The sequence below is a fragment of the Ramlibacter sp. WS9 genome, assembly GCF_003797765.1.
In the GTDB taxonomy this organism is placed as follows: domain Bacteria; phylum Pseudomonadota; class Gammaproteobacteria; order Burkholderiales; family Burkholderiaceae_C; genus Ramlibacter.
Genome location: NZ_RKMB01000001.1, coordinates 189,900 through 208,806, shown reverse-complemented (window position 1 = coordinate 208,806; position 18,907 = coordinate 189,900). Strand labels below are relative to the sequence as shown.

Here is an 18,907-nt window from a genome sequence, read left to right as displayed (position 1 = left end):
CCGCCATGTCGACATAGCCGCAATGACAGCCCTGCTACGCCCGCCAGCGCTCCCAACCGCGCTGCCGCAGTTCGCACGCAGGGCACGTGCCGCAGCCGTAGCCCCATTCGTGGCGCTGCCCACGCTCGCCGAGGTAGCACGTGTGCGTGTGCTCGACGATGAGGCCGACCAGCGCATCGCCGCCCAACTTCAGGGCAAGCTCCCACGTGGCCGCCTTGTCGATCCACATCAGCGGCGTCTCGATCAGGAAGCGGCGGTCCATGCCGAGCGAGAGCGCGAGCTGCATCGCCTTCATGGTGTCGTCGCGGCAGTCCGGGTAGCCGGAGAAATCCGTCTCGCACACACCCGTCACCAGCACCTGCAGCCCGCGCCGGTACGCCAGCGCCGCGGCCAGCGTGAGGAACATCAGGTTGCGCCCGGGCACGAAGGTATTGGGCAGCCCCGACTGCTCCATGCTGAACGCCATGTCCCGCGTGAGCGAGGTTTCGCTGACTTGCCCCAGCACCGCAAGGTCCAGCAGATGGTCCTCCCCCAGGCGCATCGCCCACTGCGGGAACTGCTGCCGCAACTGCTCCAGCACCGTCAAACGCGCCTGCAGTTCGATGCGATGGCGCTGGCCGTAGTCGAACGCAATGGTTTCGACGCGCTCGTACTTCTCGAGCGCCCAGGCCAGGCAGGTGGTGGAGTCCTGGCCTCCGGAAAAAAGGACGAGTGCTGTGGTGTGCATGATGTTCAGGGCCGCACGGTACCACGCGCTTCGCGCCGCGCGATCCACAAGGTCGACGCGCAGATGATCACACCGCCGATCAGCGTCGAGCGGTTCGGGATGTCCGCGAACACGAGCCATCCCGCGATCGAGGCCCACACCAAATCCAGGAACTTCACGGACTGGGTGGCCGAAATGTCGGCAACGGTGAACGACCGCGTGAGGCAGTAGTGCGCCGTGCTGCCCAGCACGCCGCAGACCATGAAGGCGAGCCATTGCATTGCGCTGGGCCACTGCCACACAGGCACGGCCAGGGGCAGGCTGAACAAGGTGATGGTGATCGATTGCCAGATGACGATCACCGTCGGGCGCTCGGACCGGGTCAAGGCCTTGGTCATCAGGAAGGAGGCGGCGAACACCGGAGCCGACGCGAGCATGAGCAGCGTGTAGGGACCGCCGCTGGCGTTCATCTTCGGCGCCACAACGATCAGCACGCCGACGAAGCCGATCACCGCGCCGACCCACCGGTCCCAGCGCATGCGCTCGCCGAAGAACCATGCGGCGCCCAGCATGATGAAGATCGGGCCGGTGAAGCCGATGGCGGTGGTGTCGGCCACCGATATCCATGGCAGCGCGGTGAACCACATCACGAGGCCCACCGTATGGACGGCGCCGCGCGAGAACTGGCTGGGGATGTTGTTGGGACGGAATGCCGCGAGTCCGGCACTCGCCACCAGCGGCAGCATGACCAGCAGGCTGCACAGGTAGCGCAGGAACTGGGTTTCCAGCGGATGCAGCTCCTGGGCGAGCACGCGCATGGTCGTGTTCAGGACGGTGAAGAGCAACCCGGCGGCGCCCGACCACAGCAAGCCGCGAACCACCGGGTCCAGGCGCGAAGCGCGCCGCTGCGCCAGCGCCGCGCGCCGCAGCACGAAGTGGCGCTTGATGCGCCCACCGTTCTCAACTGCCACGGCATGTCTCCATTGACGGAGACTATACGCGGATGGGGCGTTCCTAGCTCGGCGGTGCCTGCTCCTGGTCGTCTGCCACGGGCAAATCAGCCCGCTCGCGGCCGGCTTCGGCGCGGTCATCATCGAGCAGCCGGACGATGGTGACAGGCACGGGCGATGCGTGCGACAACGCATGCGAGACCGATCCGAGCAAGGCACTCGCCAGCGCGCCCTTCCCATGCGCCCCGACGACGATGGCCGCGCAGCCATGTTCTTCCGCGAGGTCGCACAGCGCGGGAACCGGGTCGCCGGACACGACCTCGCACTCGAAGGCGACGCCCGCCGCGCGGCACAGCGCCTGCGCCGGCTCCAGCAAGTGGGCGCCCGCACCCGCGCTGGCGCCGTGGATCAGCTCGGCGTCGCGCACGACGACGATCTCATACAAGGAAGCCGGTGCCTGCACGTTGGCCAGCACCAGGTCGGCCCGCAGGCCTTCCTTGACCAGGGCCAGCGCGTACCGCACCGCCTCGAGGGAAAGCGGCGAACCATCCACCGGGACCAGGATCTTCATGGCAGCTCCTTCGTTGAAGGGTGAACACACGGTAGCACTGCACAGGCCTGGCCGCAAGCGAGCAACTCTGTCGGTGATGGCCTACATGAATACAGGCGCCGTCTGATACACGTTTTGTGCTGCATTTCCTACGATGAGGTTTCCCTTCGAGACGGTCAGAAAGAACCATGCTCCGCCTGCAACCCAATAACCACTCCGTCCCGTTCAACGACTTCGTCGCCAGCGACTTTCTTGCCTTGCAATCGCACATGAGCGTGTGCCAGCGCGCCGGCGGCAGGCTGTTTCGCGTGCGCTTCCTGCTGGAGGCGCTGCATGGGCTTGCCGCGCCCCGCATCGTGACCAGTGGAGCGGTGGTGCTGGCGTGCGGCATCGCGCTGTCCATACTCGTATGACGGAGTGAGCGCCGCCGTCGCAAGCAAGCTCGGAGCGCTTTCAGCCTTTGCCCGCCGCTTCCTGACCCAAGGTCCGCAGCTTGCCGAGCCGCCGGTGCGGTCCGAGATCTTCGGACTGCAGAGGTTCGAGCAGCACGGCCGCAGCCTGGCCCAGGCCCAACACATCGATGAGGAAGGCGGCACCCGTGCCAAGGGCCCTTCGTTCTTCCCCCGCGTCGAGGACAACATCCATGCCCTGCGCCGCGCCTACGACTACGTCGCCCTCACCTCGCTGACGGGCCACTACGTAACCCCGGCCGCCGAGTGGCTGCTGGACAATTTCCACCTGGTCGAGGCGCAGCTGCAGCAGATCCGCGAGGGCGTGCCACGGCGTTACTACGCCGAGTTGCCCAAGCTCAGCGTGCCGTACCTGCACGGCCTGCCGCGCGTCTACGGCATTGCCTGGGCCTATGTGGCGCACACCGACAGTGTGCTCAACCCGAACATCCTCGCGGCTTTCCTCAACGCCTACCAGGATGTGAGCGAGCTGCGATTGTCCGAGCTGTGGGCGTTGCCCACGACGCTGCGCGTGGTCCTGCTCGAAAACCTGCGCCGGGTGGCCGACGACATCGCTTTCAGCAAGGTCGCCCGGGAAGTGGCGCACGCGGCATGGGACGAGGCCGATGCCCTGACGCTCGAAGACCTGGACGCGCTTCACGCCCTGATGCAGGAACGCGGCATGGAGCGCGGCTTCCTCACGCAACTGTGGCAGCGCCTGCCGGCCGAGCGCCTGGACAACGCACCGCCGATGGTCGGCTGGGTGGAGTCGCATTGCCCGAACGGCCACGCGTTGATGACCGAAAGCCAGATTGCGCAGGTGGCGTCCAACCTCACCGTCAGCAACGTCATCACCACACTGCGGTTGATCGGGCAGGTGAGGTGGGTCGATCTGATCGAGCCGCTCAGCCGCCCGCTCCAGTTGCTGCACGAGCTGCCGAGCTTTGCCCGCGAAAGCGAATCCACCCGCAAGCAAATCACCTATTCCATGGAGCGCGTGGCGCGCCGCAGCGGCAAGACCGAGTGCGAAGTCGCGGCCGCTGTGGTGCGGGCCGCGCGCGCGGCCGCCGCAGACGACCCCGCGCGGCAGACCGCCGGCTGGCACCTGTTCGGCCCGGGCCAATCGCAGCTGGCAGCCGAGCTGGGCATGCCGATGCGCGTGCGTCCTTCGCGCAGCCGAAGCTGGCGGCTGGCGGCCTATATCGGCGCCATCGCCGCGGGCACCACCGCGATGGTCTGGGCGGCGGCGCATTTCGCTCCCTCGCAGGGCTGGCCCACGCTCGTCGCATTGCTGCTGCTGGCGTTGCCGGCATCGGAAGCCGCCGCGTCGTTCCTGCATCGGCTGTTGTCCGAGTCGATCAAGATCGACATCCTGCCGCGCCTGGATTTCCCGGAAGGCATCCCGCCCGAGCACCGCGTCCTCGTCGTGATCCCGTCGATTCTCGGGTCGCCGGCATCGATCGAGGCGTTGGTGCAGCGGCTGCGGCTGCACTGGCTGGCCAATTCCGAGGACAACGCGCAGTTCGCGCTGCTGACCGACTGGGCGGATGCCGACGAGGCCACCATCCCCACCGATGCCGAGCGGCTCGAGGACGCGACGCGACAGGTGGCCCAGCTGAACATCTGCCACCCCGCACCCGCCGGGCAGCCGCCGCGCTTCGTCCTGCTGCACCGGCCACGCGCCTGGTGCGCAACCCAACGCCGCTGGCTGGGCTGGGAACGCAAACGCGGCAAGCTGGAGATGCTGGTTCGCCTGTTGGCCACGGGAGATGCCACGGGCTTCCTGCCGATGGCACCGGGGATGCGGTTGCTGCCCGGCATCAAGTACGTCGTCACGCTCGACAGCGACACGGGGCTACCACCGGGAACGCTGCGCGAACTGGTAGCTGTGGCCGCGCACCCCCTCACCGCCCCCAAGGTCGACCCGCACACCCGCCGCGTGACCGCGGGCTACGGCATCCTGCAGCCGCGCGTCGTGGCGCCCATCCCGTCCGGGCCGGAGCGCACGCCCTACCACGTGCTTTTCGCCGGGCGTTGCGGCATGGACCCGTATGGCAACGTGTCGTCGGACGTCTACCAGGATCTGTTCGGCCGAGGCAGCTTCACCGGCAAGGGCCTGCTCCACGTCGAGGCGGTTCACGCGGTACTGACGGATCGCCTGCCTGGCGAGGCCGTGCTCAGCCACGACCTGCTCGAAGGCACGATTGCGCGCTGCGGCTATGTGAGCGACGTGGCTTTGCTGGAGGACCATCCCCACCTCACCGCCGTGGCCAACTCGCGCGTGCACCGGTGGACACGCGGCGACTGGCAGCTGCTGCCGCTGATGCTCCGTCCAGGCCACTACGGGCTGGACGCACTGGGCCAGTGGAAGATGTGGGACAACCTCCGCCGGTCACTGGTGATACCGGCTTCCTTCGCCATGCTGGCCTGGGTGCTGCTGAGCGGCGCGTTGCCGTTGAAGACCTGCCTGCTGGTCGTAGGCGCCGCGCTGCTGGCGGGGCCGTTGATGGGCGCCGTCGCCGGACTCGTCCCCACGCGCCGTGGCATCACGCTGCCGCACTTCTTTGCCGGCGGCGGCGCCGAACTCGCCAGGGTCCTCGTCGCGGCGGCGTGGCAGTTCGGGCAACTCGGGGCTGCCGCCTGCCGCCTCGCCGACGCCGTGCTGCGCTCGCTCTGGCGCATGGCCTTCAGCCGCCGCAAGCTGCTGGAATGGATGACGGCCGAGCAAGCCCATGCGCAGGCGCACACCGAGCTGGCCGCGTTCGTGCGCAAGGACGCTTTCGTCGTAGTGCTGTCCGCAGGCCTGGCCGCTGCCGCGGCCTCCGGCCCGCACCCCATCGCGGGCCCGCTGGTGTTCCTGTGTTGGACGCTGGCGCCGGTCTACAGCTGGTGGGCCAGCCGCCCCCTCGCCGCGCCGGACGCGCTGGAAGACGACGACGCCGCCTACCTGCGGACCGTGGCGCGGGACACCTGGTCGTTCTTCGAGCGCTGCGTGACGGCCGAGGACAACCACCTGCCGCCGGACAACCTGCAGATGGTGCCGGAGCCGACGATCGCCCACCGCACATCGCCGACCAACATCGGCCTGTACCTACTGGCGGCTTGCTGCGCGCGGGAGTTCGGATGGATCGGCACACCCGAACTGGTGTCGCGCCTGCAGGCCACGCTGGACAGCATCGAGCGCCTGGGGCGGCACCACGGCCACCTGTTCAACTGGTACGACACGCGCTCGCTGGCTGTGCTGCCGCCGGCCTATGTCTCGACGGTGGACAGCGGCAACCTGGCCTGCCTGCTTTTGACGGTGGGCGAGGCTTGCCGGGCCCTGGCCGCTCGCGATGAAGAATCACATACGCGCGACGACCTGATCGCATTGGCCGGGCGAGTGCAGGCCCTCTCGGACGCGATGGACTTCCGCCCGCTTTACAGCTCGCGCCGCCATCTGTTCCACATCGGCCTGCGGGTGGAGGAAGACGAGCTGGACGCCGGCTACTACGACCTGCTGGCATCGGAAGCACGGCTCACCAGCTTCCTGGCCATCGGCACCGGCCAGGTACCGCGCCGGCACTGGCTGGCGCTGGGCCGGCCTTACCTGACGGTGGGCGCGCAGCCGGGCCTCAAGTCCTGGTCGGGGTCCATGTTCGAGTACCTCATGCCGTCGCTGCTGATGCCGGAGCCGCGCGGCGGGCTGCTCGACGTCGCCGCGCGCTCCGCCGTGCGCGAACACCAGGCGTTCGGGCGCCAGCGCGGCCTGCCCTGGGGTGTGTCCGAGTCGGCCTACTTCGCGCAGGACCACACGCTCGCCTACCAATACGGGCCGTTCGGCGTGCCGCGCCTGGCGCTGCGCCGCACGCCGCCGACGGACCAGGTGATCGCGCCTTACGCCACCTTGATGGCCGCCATGTTCGCGCCGGCTGAAGCGGTGGAAAACCTGAAGGCGCTCGAGCGCCTGGGCGGCCGCGGCGAGCTGGGCATGTACGAGTCGCTCGATTTCACCGTCTCGCGCCAGCCGTTGGAGCAGTCGCACAGCGTGGTGGAAACCTACATGGCCCACCACCACGGCATGTCGCTCGCGTCGCTTTGCAACCTGCTGTGCGCGCGCGGCCCCCGGGAGTGGTTCGCTTCGGCACCCATCGTGCACGCGCACGATGCGCTGCTGCAGGAGGCGACTCCGCGGCAGATCGTGCGCACGCCCGACCCGCGGCCCCCGCCCGCGGCCGCGCACGGCGACCCGGCACCGGCCTTCCAGTCGCGCGAGCTCACGCCGCTGGTGCCCGGCTGGAACCCCACCCAGCTGCTGTCCAACGGCAACTACAGCGTCGCGCTGCGCGCCAATGGCGCCGGCGCTTCCCGGTGGCGCGGGCAGGCCGTCTCGCGCTGGCGCGACGACCTGCTGCGCGACCAGTACGGCACGTTCTTCTATCTGCGCCGGCAGGGCGAGGAAGACGGCGTGTCGCTCACCGCCAATCCCGCGCCGGGCGCGCGATGGCGCTACGGAGCGCGCTTCATGGCCGACCGGGTGCAGTTCGACGCGCAGGGAGACGACATCACCAGCACGGTGACGGTGCTGGTGAGCCCCGAGGACGACACCGAGCTGCGCATGGTCACGCTGCACAACACCGGCGACACCGAGCTGCGCTGCGAGCTCGTGTCGTATTTCGAAGCCGTGCTGGCGCCCGCCCGCGCCGATGAGGCCCACCCCGCTTTCTCGGGCTTGTTCGCACAGGCCGCATGGCAACCCGAGTGGCGTGCGCTGACGCTGTGGCGCAACCCACGGCTGCAGGGAGAAGCGGTGATGGCGGTGGCTCACATGCTTGCATCTGCCACAGCCGACGCCGTCGCGGTGGGCTGCGTGGCCGACCGGCACACATTCCTCGGCCGCAACCCGCGAATGGTGGCGCCGGCTTTCCCGCTGCACGCGCAATCCGGTGAAGGCCCGGTGCCCACGGGCTTGGACCCGATTGCGTGCCTGCGCGTGCAACTGCGCATTGCGCCGGGCGCGACCGCGCGGCTGAGTTTTGCCACGCTCGCGGCGGCCACGCGGGAAGAGCTGCCCGCCCGCATCGACCAGTACCTGCAGCCGATGCAGCTGCAGCGCGCCATGCGCATGGCTGCCACGCTCGCGCAGGTGCGGCTGCGCGACCTGGGCCTGTCGCCCGACGACAACGCCGCGCTGCAGGACCTGACCACGTCGCTGATGTACAGCGCGCCGCGGCTGGGTTCGGAGCACACGGCGGTGGACCAGCGGCAACTCTGGCGCCTGAGCATCTCGGGCGACAAGCCGATCGTGCTGGTGCGCATTCACTCTGCGAACGGCATGCGGCTGGTGAGCTCGTTGCTGCGGGCCCAGCCCTGGTGGACCTTCGGCGGCCTGGCCGTGGACATCGTGGTGCTCAACAGCGAGGCGCAGGCATACCTGATGCCGCTGCAGCGCGACATCCTGGCGCTGCGCGACCGCCTGCTCCAAACGGTGCAGCACAGCTTCGGCCAGCAGCAAGGCGGCGGCTTCTTCCTGCTCCGCGAGCAGGAACTGTCGGCGGCCGAGAAGTCGACGCTGGCCGGGCTGGCACGAGCGGTCTTCAACGCCGACGGGCGCCCGCTGGACGTGCAGGTCGATGCCCTGCGTGACGCGTGGGCCAAGGCGCGCGCGGGCGGCTCGCTGCCGCGCGGCTGGGAGCGCAACGCGGCCGACATTCCCGCCGCGGGCGCAACGGTTTCGGCACCGGTCACCGGCGCGTTCGACCCGTCGACCGGCGAGTTCTGCTTCGAGTTGCGCCCCGGGCAATCCACGCCGCGACCCTGGGTCAACGTCATCTCCAATCCGCGATTCGGCTTCCAGGTGTCCGAGCGCGGCAGCGGCTACACGTGGGCCGTCAACAGCCGCATGCATCAGGTGACGCCGTGGTCGAACGACGTGGTGCGCGACCCGGCCTGCGAGCACTGGCTGCTGCAGGACCAGGACAGCCGGCGGTTGCACCCGCTCGCGCCCAGCGCGCTGTCCCCGGCGCGGGTGACCTATTCCGTGCGGCACGGCCAGGGCTATTCGGTGATCGAGTCCAGCGGCGCCGGCCTGCACACAGAGACGACATGGTTCGCGGCCATCGACGAATCGGTGAAGCTGGTACGCATCGTCGTCCGCAACGAAGGCGCGGGCAAGCGGCGGTTGCGTGTGTTCGCCATGGTGGAGTGGCAGCTGGGCGACAGCTACGCACAACGGCGCACGGTGCGCACCTGGCGCGGCGACAGCGGCCAGGCGCTCTTTGCCGAGCAGCGCGAACACCGCGGCGGTTTCGGCGGGGCCACGGCTTTCCTGGCGCTCGCGGGCAACGCGCCGGTCTCGCAGTGGACCTGCGACCGGTCGGAGTTTTTCGATACGACGGGCCGCATGGAACTGCCCGGTGCAATGGCGGGCCGCAGCGGCACGGTCGATCCGGCCGCGGCGCTGGCGACCGACATCGAACTGGGTGCGCACGAAGAAGTAACGATCACCTTCTTGCTGGGCCACGCCGACACGCCCGACGGCGCATGGCAACTCGCGGCCGATTGGTCCGCAAGGATCAGCACGGCCGAACTGGCGAAAGCCCAAGGATGGTGGTCGCGTTTGCTCGGGCAGGTGCAGGTGCGCACGCCCGATGCCGCCTTCGACATGCTCGCCAACCGCTGGCTGCTGTACCAGACGGTGAGCTGCCGCTTATGGGCCAAGGCAGGCTTCTACCAGGCCGGCGGCGCCTTCGGGTTTCGCGACCAGCTGCAGGACGCGATGGCGCTGGCCCTGGCCGATCCGCTGCGGCTGCGCGAGCAGATCCTGCTCAATGCGTCGCGCCAGTTTCCCGAAGGCGACGTGCAGCACTGGTGGCACGCGCCCGGCGGCGCGGGCGTGCGCACCCATTTCTCCGACGATTTGCTGTGGCTGCCCTATGCGATGGCCCATTACATCGACATCACCGGCGATGCCGGCGTGTTGGACGAGCAGGTCGAATTCATCGACGGACCGGCCATCCCCGATGGCGCCGAAGATGCGTATTACACGCCCAACCCTTCGGGCCACAGCGCGAGCGCGTACGAACATGCGGCACGCACCATCGACCGCAGCCTCAGGACCGGCGCACACGGCCTGCCGCTGATGGGGACGGGTGACTGGAACGACGGCATGAACCGCGTCGGCCACGAAGGCAAGGGCGAGTCGGTGTGGCTGGCCTGGTTCCTGTGCACAGTGGTCGAACGGTTTGCGCCGATCGCGCAGGCGCGTGGCGACCAGGAGCGCGCGCAACGATGGAAGGATGCCCGCACCGGCTGGATCGCGGCGCTGCATTCGCACGGGTGGGACGGCGCGTGGTTCCGCCGCGCGTTCTTCGACAACGGCGCGCCGCTGGGATCGAGCGCCAACGCGGAGTGCCGCATCGACCTGATCGCGCAGGCCTGGTCGGTGCTGTCGGGCGCATCCACCGACGCTTTCACGCAGCCCTCGATGCAGGCTCTGGACCAGCAGCTGATCGACCGTGAGGCCGGCCTGTTGCGGCTGCTGCATCCACCGCTGCAGCACTCGATGGACAACCCCGGCTACATCCAGGCGTATCCGCCCGGTGTGCGCGAGAACGGCGGCCAGTACTCGCACGGCGCGGTGTGGGCGATGATGGCGCAGGCCATGACGGGCGACACCGAGGGCGCGTGGAAAAGTTTTCAGTCGCTCAGCCCGGCGCATCGCGCGGCCGACCCGAAGCGTGCCGCCGCGTACGAACTGGAGCCCTATGTGATGGCCGGCGACATCTACAGCGCGCCGCCCTATGTGGGGCGCGGCGGATGGAGCTGGTACACGGGTTCGGCGGCCTGGCTCTATCGCGCGTCGATCGAGACCTTGTTGGGCCTCACGGTGCGGCCGGACGGCTTCTCGCTGGCCCCGCGCGTGCCGGGCCACTGGTCGTGGTTCCGGATCAAGCTGAACCTGCGCGGGCACAGCATGACGATCTACTGGCAACGCGGCAAGGGCGAGGTGCTGCCGGTCAAGCCGCACCTCGTGGCCGGCTGGGGCGAATGGATCGCGCTGGACACGCTGCCGGAGGAGGCGGTGTGCCTGGTGCGTGGCGCGCAGGGCGATGATGCGTCGCCGGCGCCGCCGGAAGAAGTCGCGCAGGCCGCCTACAGGCGCGCCGAGACGAGGTGAGCCACCTGTGCACCAACTTCGTAGTACGCCTCCCGTACCGGCCGCAGCGAAACCGGTTCGGCGTGGGTCGCCGGCAGCGGTAGATCCTCCTCCTTGGTCTGCCCCAACACCAGCTTGGCGAGCTGCTGCCCGAATGTTGTTCCCGTCGCGATGCCGCGGCCGTTGTAGCCGCTGAAGGAAACGGTGTTGCGGGCGAGTTTGTGAAAGCGGGGCAGTGCATTGGGCGTCATCCCGATCCATCCGTACCACTCGTGCTCGAACTCGACGCCCCCGAGCACGGGGAACAACTTGGCCAGGGCCCGCCGGCCCCAGGACCGGTGAATGGCCAGACCCGTCCCGCGCAGCGCACCGACACTGCCGAAGATCAGCCGGCCGGCTTTGTCGAGGCGGAACGACGAGAGCACGTCCCGCGTGTCCCAGGCTCCCTGCAGGCCCGGCAATATCAGCTCCCGGGTCTTTGCACTCAAGGGCCGCGTGGCCATGTTGAAGTAGGGCAGGCGAACCAATTCCGCGCCCAGCTCGGGCCAAACGCCGTTGGGGCCCGTGTAGGCATTGGTCGCGACGATGACCCATTGGGCTTGGACTTCCCCGCCGGTGGAACTGCGTACGCGCCAATGCGTGCCGACATCCTCCAGCCCATCGACAGGACTGTGCGCGTGGAGGCGCGCACCGGCGGCAACCGCCGCGCGGGCGAGTCCGCGGACGTAGGCAAGCGGCTGGATGGTGCCGGCGCGCATGTCGAGCAGCGAGCCGCGATAAGCATGTGTTCCGGTTTTCTCCGCCGTCTCTCGGGCGTCCAGCAGCGTGACGGGCGCCCCAAGCGCTTGCCATTGCCGCGCCCGCTCGGTGATGTTGGCCAGCCCGGATGCCCCGACGGCGCAATGCAGCGTGCCGCGGCGCACCGCCTCGCAGTCGATGCCGTGACGTTCGACGATGTCGTAGACAAGAGAAGGCCCGTCGCCCAGCAGCTCCAGCAGCCGGCCGCCATGCAAGGGACCCAGTTCGCCCGGCAAGGCTTCCGGCATCACCCACATGCCGGCATTGACCAGGCCAACGTTGCGCCCGGATCCGCCGAACCCGATGTCGACCGTCTCCAACACGGCGACCGATGCGCCTCCTTCCGCCAGATGCAACGCGGCCGAGAGGCCGGTGAAACCGGCGCCGATGACGACCACGTCGGCGTGCGTGTGCCCTTGCAGCACGGGCGTGGCAGGCCCGGCTGACGCTGAAGCCTCCCACAGACCGTGCGAACGAGAGTCACCCTTCATTGGATATCGACGGTCAGCGTTTCATCGCTGATACGGAGACGATGTGGTGACGTATTCCGGTGTTTGCAAACCGGGGCGCACGATAGCCACGGTCGACGCAATGAGGTTGTGGAAGGGATCGCCGGGCTTGTGGTTCCAGAACTCAATGGCATTGGCAGAGGTGATCTTGATGGTGAAGCACCTGTCGCTTGCATGGTCCGCCCTGTCGTTGATGCACAAGACGTCTTGGCTGACCCGCCAACGGCCAACCGCCTGGTACTGAATTGTTCGGCGTGAATAGGTGTCGCGCGCGATATAGGCCCCATCAGGGCTGAAGTACTCATAGGTGGTGAAGTAGGGCTTGGCGTCTGCCACCTGTTTGCGGTATTCATTCACCAGCGTATTGCCGGCGAGCAAGCGCACAAGGGCATCGCCGCCTACCGGTCGTGCCGCCACCGCCTGGTTGGTCGCCACCTTCGCCGCGGCCAGGGCCTCTTTGTTGGCCCGCGCGCTTTGGTGCTGCGCATTCGCGTTGTCTGAACGAAGCATCTCGGCGCAGCCGGTCGCCGCGATCACCACCAAAACGGCCGCCACGATCGTTGGCAGGACGGCAGATACGGACAAGGTTCTCATGGGCTTCCTCAGTTGCTGATGAATGTACCTCTTGAGCAGTGGCCAGCACGTCGAGGTCATGCCTCACTTGAAGAGACGCCACAAGGCCGACTCCGACCCCGTCCATCGGCGACCTGGCACAACGCCAGGGCTTGAATCCCCGCCAAATGGCCTTATCATTAGCACTCGCGGGAGATGAGTGCTAACAGCAGAGCCATCCTCCAAAGTTACTGAGCGCTAACTTCGTTGGCGCTTTTTATCGTTCCTCAGTTTCAAGTCAAGGAGATGCAATGAAACTTCGCCCCCTCGCCGATCGCGTGATCGTCAAGCGTATCGACAGCGAAACCAAGACCGCCTCGGGCATCGTGATCCCCGACGCCGCCGCTGAAAAGCCGGACCAAGGTGAAGTGCTGGCCGTCGGCCCCGGCAAGAAGTCCGACAAGGGCGAGCTGGTTGCCATGAACGTCAAGGTGGGCGACCGCGTCCTGTTCGGCAAGTACAGCGGCCAGACCGTCAAGGTCGATGGCGACGAGTTGCTCGTCATGAAGGAAGACGACCTCTTTGCAGTCGTCGAATCCAAGTAATACCCGAACACATTCAAGGAGCTATTCAACATGGCAGCTAAAGACGTAATTTTCGGCGGTGAAGCCCGCGCGCGCATGGTCGAGGGTGTGAACATCCTGGCCAACGCAGTCAAGGTGACCCTGGGCCCGAAGGGCCGCAACGTGGTGCTCGAGCGCTCTTTCGGCGCCCCCACCGTGACCAAGGACGGTGTGTCCGTGGCCAAGGAAATCGAGCTGAAGGACAAGCTGCAGAACATGGGCGCGCAGATGGTCAAGGAAGTCGCTTCCAAGACCTCCGACATCGCCGGTGACGGCACGACGACGGCAACCGTCCTCGCCCAAGCCATCGTTCGCGAAGGCATGAAGTACGTGGCCGCCGGCATGAACCCGATGGACCTGAAGCGCGGCATCGACAAGGCCGTGACGGCCCTGGTCGCCGAGCTGAAGAAGGCTTCGAAGGCCACCACGACGTCGAAGGAAATCGCGCAAGTCGGCTCCATCTCGGCCAACAGCGACGAAACCATCGGCAAGATCATCGCTGACGCGATGGACAAGGTCGGCAAGGAAGGCGTGATCACCGTTGAAGACGGCAAGTCGCTCGACAGCGAACTCGAAGTCGTCGAAGGCATGCAGTTCGACCGCGGCTACCTGTCGCCCTACTTCATCAACAACCCGGAAAAGCAATCCGCGCTGCTCGACAACCCGTTCGTGCTGCTGTACGACAAGAAGGTCAGCAACATCCGTGACCTGCTGCCGATCCTGGAACAAGTCGCCAAGGCCGGCCGTCCGCTGCTGGTCATCGCTGAAGAAGTCGAAGGCGAAGCGCTGGCTACGCTGGTGGTCAACACCATCCGCGGCATCCTGAAGGTCGTGGCCGTCAAGGCACCGGGCTTCGGCGACCGCCGCAAGGCCATGCTGGAAGACATCGCCATCCTGACGGGCGGCAAGGTCATCGCTGAAGAAGTGGGCCTGACGCTCGAGAAGGTCACGCTGGCCGACCTCGGCCAAGCCAAGCGCATCGAAGTGGGCAAGGAAAACACGACGATCATCGACGGCGCCGGCGCCGGCGCGGACATCGAAGCGCGCGTCAAGCAGATTCGCGTCCAGATCGAAGAAGCCACCAGCGACTACGACCGTGAAAAGCTGCAAGAGCGCGTGGCCAAGCTGGCCGGCGGTGTTGCCGTGATCAAGGTTGGCGCTGCCACCGAAGTCGAGATGAAGGAAAAGAAGGCCCGCGTCGAAGATGCGCTGCACGCAACCCGTGCCGCCGTTGAAGAAGGCATCGTGGCCGGTGGCGGCGTCGCGCTGCTGCGCGCCAAGCAGACCGCTGGCGAGATCAAGGGCGACAACGCTGACCAGGAAGCCGGCATCAAGCTGGTGCTCAAGGCCATCGAATCGCCCCTGCGCGAAATCGTCTACAACGCCGGCGGCGAGCCGAGCGTGGTGGTCAATGCCGTGCTGCAAGGCAAGGGCAACTACGGCTTCAACGCCGCCAACGACACCTATGGCGACATGATCGAAATGGGTATCCTGGACCCGACCAAGGTGACGCGCACGGCCCTGCAGAACGCAGCCTCCGTCTCTTCCCTGATGCTCACGACCGAAGCCATGGTCGCCGAAGCGCCGAAGGAAGAGTCCGGCGCCGGCGGTGCTGGCATGGGTGGTATGGGCGGCATGGGTGGCATGGGCGGTATGGATATGTAAAGTCCTTCACTCCGAAATCGCTGCTGCGATTTCGGAGTGGTCTGAACAGATAAAAAAACCGGGCTTAGCCCGGTTTTTTTATTGAGGGATCGCCCTGCGCGTTGCTTCGCGCGATCCTTGTGCCCCTGCGGGGGGTGGGGCGTTGCGCCCTTTGTTTCTCTTACTGCTGGCCGGGCGCCAGGATGATGGTTGGCGCGCCTTCGAAGATGTCCTTGTAAGAGACGTAGATGCCGAGCATCGTCAGCGGCGCCAGCAACAGCCAGCCCAGCATGAACGGAATGGAAGCGACGACTGCAGCGACGATCCAGATGAGGCCATAGACCAGGAAGGGGATGACGTTCGCCAGAGAAGCAGACCAACTCGTCTTCAACGCATCCACCGGAGTGAGCCCGCGGAAAGTCACGAGCGCGGCGGCGAACCAGAGCGCCATTCCCAGAACGAAACCCATCGCCAGGCCGACCAGGACGGCGAGCATCCCCAGCACCGCGCCGGCCATCATGCCGCCCGTGCTGCGCACGCCGGCACCAGCCATCAGCCCGAACAGGGCGCCGCCGCCCATGACGGCAACCACGACACCGATGACCAGGCTGCCCACTGCCGCGAGCACGCCCAGCACCAGCAAAGGTGTGAGCTTTTCCTTGTCCTTGAAAATGTCCAGCAAATTGTTGACGTCGATCGACTCTCCGCCATCGAGCTTGCGCGCGCAGAGCACCCAGCCGCCGACGACGACTTGAGCGAGCACCGCGGCCGCGAGCCCGCCGATGAGGGGGACGAAGTTGAGCACGATGAAGCCCACGAGGACGATCAGCCCGAACACGAGCCACATCCCCGGATTCTTCATGAACAGCGTCCACGATTCCGACCACCAGGCCACGCCGCGCCCGGAATCCACCGTCCGCCGAGAACCACCTGCCATCTCTGCTTCTTCCATACGTCCCTCCAGATTGTGTCCAACTGAAACCGAAAAGCGCCCACCTGGGCGCTTTTTGCTATCTGCTATGTGCTGTACTTTGCGCTATTGCTGGCCGGGCGGAATGACAGCCGGCGCGTCCGGCGAGCCGGCGCCGCCGCCGTATGCGTTGGCGGGACCGGTGGGTTGCGCGAGCAAGTACAGCAGGTAAAGACCGACGAGGGGAATGAGGCCGATCAGCAGCCACCAGCCACTCTTGCCGATGTCGTGCAGGCGCCTGGCACCCACGGCCAGCCCGGGCAGCAACATCGCGAGCGCGGCAAGGCCATACACAATGTTACTCACCATCCCAGTGACGATCAGCACCACGAGCTGGAACAGGAAGAACCACCAGAACTCCGGTCGCGTAGCGCGGCCCGAGAAATCCACGTACTTCTGAAAGCAGGTTTTCACTGCTGAAATAATGTCATCCATCGCTTCTCCTTCTCCGGGCCAATTGCCCGCGCCATGATAGGCGTTTGGCGCGTGCGACGCTACTGTTGTCGCATCGATTCCCGCAGGCGTCCAAGCAGGCCGGCAGACGACCCGTCGAGCCCTGAAACGTCTCCGCTGGCCAGGCGCGCGGCCACATCCAGCGCCAGCACCTTGCCCAGTTCCACGCCCCACTGGTCGAAGCTGTTGATGCCCCAGATCGAGCCGCTCACGAACACGCGGTGCTCGTGCAGCGCCAGCAACGCGCCCAGGCTCTTCGGCGTGAGCGAGTCCAAGAGAAAGAACGTGCTGGGCCGGTTGCCGGGAAAATTGCGATGGCCGCCGGCGTCGGCCTTGCCCTGCATCAGTGCCTGCGCCTGCGCCACGGCATTGGCCAGCAGCAAGTCATGGTGCGTCGGCAACTTGTGCGTGGGCCGGGCGACGGCGATGAATTCCACGGGCACCACGTCGGTGCCCTGGTGCAGCATCTGGAAGTAAGCGTGCTGCCCGTTGGTGCCGGGCTCGCCCCAGAGCACCGGTGAAGTTTCGAAAGCGAGTGCACGGCCCTGCTCATCCACGCGCTTGCCATTGCTCTCCATCTCCAGCTGCTGCAGGAAGGCGGGCACACGCCGCAACGCACTGTGATACGGCGCGATGCTGCGGCTGGTGAAGCCGTGAAAGTTGCGGTTCCACACATCCAGCAACCCCAGGCGCACCGGCAAATTGCGCTCCAGCGGCTGCGTGACGAAGTGCCGGTCCATGTCGTGCGCGCCTGACAACAGATCGCGAAAGCCCTGCGCGCCGACGGCGATGGCGATCGGCAGCCCGATGGCCGACCACATCGAATAGCGCCCGCCGACCCAGTCCCAGAAGCCGAAGGTGGTGTCGATGCCGAACTCGCGCGCGGCGGCGACGTTGGTGGTCAGCGCCGCGAAGTGCCGCGCGATATCGCTGCCACCCTGCGCTTCGAACCACGCCTTCGCGGAACGCGCGTTGGTCATCGTCTCCAGCGTGGTGAAGGTCTTGGACGCAATGAGGAAGAGCGTGCTCTGCGGACGCACGGTGGCCAACACCGCGTCGAGCTCGTGGCCGTCGATGTTGGAGACGAAGTGCAAGCGCTTGCCTTGAGCAGCGAACGCTTGCAGCGCCGTCACGGCCATCTGCGGCCCCAGGTCGGAGCCGCCGATGCCGATGTTCACCACGTCGGTAATCGCACTGTCGGCCCGCACCCGGTCGGCATAGGCCAGCATCGCATCGAGCGTCTCGTGGACCAATGCAAGATCCGGGTCGACACTGGCACCCTTCGGCACGCGCAACAGCCAATGTTTCACGGCACGCTGCTCTGTGTTGTTCACAGGTTCACCGCCGAACATCGCATCGCGGTGCCGCTCCAGGCCGCACGCGCGCGCGAGCTCGAACAGGCGCATCTGCGCAGTGGCGTCGATCCGATTTTTCGACAGGTCGGCGAAGACATGCGGTGCGTCCTGGCTGAACGTCTCGAAGCGCTTGCCGTCGCTTTGGAAAGCATCCCGCAGATCGAACTTGCTGCCGACCTTGTCGTAGTGGTCTTCCAGGGCGGCCCAGGCCGCTGTCTGGTGGCAAGGCTGCCTTTCGCTCATGACTGCAACTCCTTCATCAGCTGCTCGAGCTCCACCGCGTCGGCCGCGAAGGCGCGGATGCCTTCGGCGAGCTTCTCGGTCGCCATCGCGTCCTGGTTCATGCAGAAGCGGAACTCCGCCTCGGTGTACGGCCGAGTCTCGATGTCCTGCGCTGGCTGCGGCTCGAGCACGCGCGGCACCGGCCCAGGGGCCGCGGCCAGTTGTGCCAGCAGCTCGGGGCTGATGGTGAGCAGGTCGCAGCCCGCCAGCGCGAGGATCTGCCCGGGGTTGCGGAAGCTCGCCCCCATCACCTCGGTCTTGATGCCCATGAGCTTGTAGTTTTCATAGATCCAGCGCACCGCCATCACGCCGGGATCGTTGGCGCCGGCATTCGCGGCCTCGTCCCAGTCCTTGCCCGCCGATTTCTTGTACCAGTCGTAGATGCGGCCGACGAAGGGCGAGATCAGCTTCACCTTCGCCTCGGCGCAGGCCATGGCCTGGTGCGCCGAAAACAGCAGCGTGAGGTTGGTGTGGATGCCTCGCTGTTCCAGCGCGCGGGCGGCCTGGATGCCTTCCCAGGTGGCGGCCACCTTGATGAGCACACGGTCGCTTTGAATACCTTCGGCGCGATAGAGCTCGATGAGGCGCTCGCCGCGTGCGATGGTCGCCGCCTTGTCGAAACTCAGCTGCGCATCCACTTCGGTGGAGACGCGGCCAGGGATGAGCGAGAGGATTTCGCAGCCGAAGCGCACCAGCAGCCGGTCCATCACCTCATCCAATGGCTCCCACCTGAACTTCGAAACGATCTCCGACACCAGCGGCGCGTACTCGGGCTTCTTGACGGCCTTGAGGATGAGCGACGGATTGGTGGTGGCGTCCCGCGGGCGGAACTGCGCGATCTGCTTGAAGTCGCCGGTGTCGGCGACCACGGTGGTGAACTGCTTGAGCGCTTCGAGTTGATTCATGCGGGGGATTATCGGGCGCCCCGC

Annotated in this window: 13 protein-coding genes; 4 read left to right on the top strand and 9 right to left on the bottom strand. The window is 66.8% G+C overall.

Annotated elements, in window-relative coordinates:
• Positions 1-34: 34 nt before the first annotated feature.
• From queC to EEB15_RS01010, 3 genes are read right to left on the bottom strand one after another with little or no spacing between them, the layout of a single operon-like run.
• On the bottom strand, positions 35-727 hold the full coding sequence (queC, locus tag EEB15_RS01020; protein WP_141507668.1) for a 7-cyano-7-deazaguanine synthase QueC: 693 nt from the start codon (positions 725-727) through the stop codon (positions 35-37).
• Positions 728-732: 5 nt separating this feature from the next.
• The gene (locus EEB15_RS01015) at positions 733-1,677 is read right to left on the bottom strand and encodes a DMT family transporter (protein WP_233259293.1); all 945 of its coding nucleotides are present in this window, start codon (positions 1,675-1,677) and stop codon (positions 733-735) included.
• Between the two features lie 43 nt (positions 1,678-1,720).
• Complete coding sequence (locus tag EEB15_RS01010) at positions 1,721-2,227, bottom strand: universal stress protein (RefSeq protein WP_141507667.1); 507 nt, start codon at positions 2,225-2,227, stop codon at positions 1,721-1,723.
• Positions 2,228-2,394: 167 nt separating this feature from the next.
• On the opposite strand from EEB15_RS01010, the gene EEB15_RS01005 reads away from it, so the two are divergent.
• Positions 2,395-2,619 (top strand): hypothetical protein, encoded by a 225-nt coding sequence (locus tag EEB15_RS01005; protein ID WP_141507666.1) that lies wholly within the window; start codon positions 2,395-2,397, stop codon positions 2,617-2,619.
• A gap of 4 nt (positions 2,620-2,623) precedes the next feature.
• Positions 2,624-10,813 carry a GH36-type glycosyl hydrolase domain-containing protein gene (locus EEB15_RS01000; protein ID WP_141507665.1) on the top strand — a complete coding sequence of 2,730 codons (8,190 nt, stop codon included), beginning with the start codon at positions 2,624-2,626 and terminating at the stop codon, positions 10,811-10,813.
• Here the strand turns inward: EEB15_RS01000 and EEB15_RS00995 are convergent.
• Complete coding sequence (locus tag EEB15_RS00995) at positions 10,789-12,081, bottom strand: FAD-binding oxidoreductase (RefSeq protein WP_141507664.1); 1,293 nt, start codon at positions 12,079-12,081, stop codon at positions 10,789-10,791. The genes EEB15_RS01000 and EEB15_RS00995 overlap by 25 nt on opposite strands.
• A gap of 21 nt (positions 12,082-12,102) precedes the next feature.
• A complete protein-coding gene (locus EEB15_RS00990; protein ID WP_141507663.1) occupies positions 12,103-12,693 on the bottom strand; it encodes a hypothetical protein in 591 nt (196 codons plus the stop codon).
• A 269-nt stretch (positions 12,694-12,962) separates the two neighbouring features.
• Between EEB15_RS00990 and groES the strand changes: the two genes are divergently transcribed.
• The gene (gene groES, locus EEB15_RS00985) at positions 12,963-13,256 is read left to right on the top strand and encodes a co-chaperone GroES (protein WP_141507662.1); all 294 of its coding nucleotides are present in this window, start codon (positions 12,963-12,965) and stop codon (positions 13,254-13,256) included.
• 30 nt (positions 13,257-13,286) lie between these two features.
• Positions 13,287-14,939 carry a chaperonin GroEL gene (gene groL, locus EEB15_RS00980; RefSeq protein ID WP_141507661.1) on the top strand — a complete coding sequence of 551 codons (1,653 nt, stop codon included), beginning with the start codon at positions 13,287-13,289 and terminating at the stop codon, positions 14,937-14,939.
• A 160-nt stretch (positions 14,940-15,099) separates the two neighbouring features.
• On the opposite strand, the gene EEB15_RS00975 is transcribed toward groL, so the two are convergent.
• From EEB15_RS00975 to tal, 4 genes are all read right to left on the bottom strand, one after another.
• Entirely contained in the window at positions 15,100-15,870 is a 771-nt protein-coding gene (locus tag EEB15_RS00975; protein ID WP_141507660.1) for a BPSS1780 family membrane protein, read from the bottom strand.
• 84 nt (positions 15,871-15,954) lie between these two features.
• Positions 15,955-16,323 carry a DUF805 domain-containing protein gene (locus tag EEB15_RS00970; protein WP_141507659.1) on the bottom strand — a complete coding sequence of 123 codons (369 nt, stop codon included), beginning with the start codon at positions 16,321-16,323 and terminating at the stop codon, positions 15,955-15,957.
• 59 nt (positions 16,324-16,382) lie between these two features.
• Positions 16,383-17,939: a glucose-6-phosphate isomerase gene (gene pgi / locus EEB15_RS00965; RefSeq protein ID WP_141507658.1), complete on the bottom strand. Its 1,557-nt coding sequence runs from the start codon at positions 17,937-17,939 to the stop codon at positions 16,383-16,385.
• Complete coding sequence (gene tal, locus EEB15_RS00960; protein ID WP_141507657.1) at positions 17,936-18,883, bottom strand: transaldolase; 948 nt, start codon at positions 18,881-18,883, stop codon at positions 17,936-17,938. Before tal ends, pgi begins: the two co-directional genes overlap by 4 nt.
• Between the last annotated feature and the right edge of the window lie 24 nt (positions 18,884-18,907).

What these genes read in the sequence shown, in the direction of transcription:
- EEB15_RS01010 (WP_141507667.1), bottom strand. Translation starts at nt 2,227, where the DNA reads ATGAAGATCCTGGTCCCGGTGGATGGTTCGCCGCTTTCCCTCGAGGCG.
- queC (WP_141507668.1), bottom strand. Translation starts at nt 727, where the DNA reads ATGCACACCACAGCACTCGTCCTTTTTTCCGGAGGCCAGGACTCCACC.
- groL (WP_141507661.1), top strand. Translation starts at nt 13,287, where the DNA reads ATGGCAGCTAAAGACGTAATTTTCGGCGGTGAAGCCCGCGCGCGCATG.
- groES (WP_141507662.1), top strand. Translation starts at nt 12,963, where the DNA reads ATGAAACTTCGCCCCCTCGCCGATCGCGTGATCGTCAAGCGTATCGAC.
- EEB15_RS00975 (WP_141507660.1), bottom strand. Translation starts at nt 15,870, where the DNA reads ATGGAAGAAGCAGAGATGGCAGGTGGTTCTCGGCGGACGGTGGATTCC.
- pgi (WP_141507658.1), bottom strand. Translation starts at nt 17,939, where the DNA reads ATGAGCGAAAGGCAGCCTTGCCACCAGACAGCGGCCTGGGCCGCCCTG.
- EEB15_RS00970 (WP_141507659.1), bottom strand. Translation starts at nt 16,323, where the DNA reads ATGGATGACATTATTTCAGCAGTGAAAACCTGCTTTCAGAAGTACGTG.
- EEB15_RS00990 (WP_141507663.1), bottom strand. Translation starts at nt 12,693, where the DNA reads ATGAGAACCTTGTCCGTATCTGCCGTCCTGCCAACGATCGTGGCGGCC.
- EEB15_RS00995 (WP_141507664.1), bottom strand. Translation starts at nt 12,081, where the DNA reads ATGAAGGGTGACTCTCGTTCGCACGGTCTGTGGGAGGCTTCAGCGTCA.
- tal (WP_141507657.1), bottom strand. Translation starts at nt 18,883, where the DNA reads ATGAATCAACTCGAAGCGCTCAAGCAGTTCACCACCGTGGTCGCCGAC.
- EEB15_RS01005 (WP_141507666.1), top strand. Translation starts at nt 2,395, where the DNA reads ATGCTCCGCCTGCAACCCAATAACCACTCCGTCCCGTTCAACGACTTC.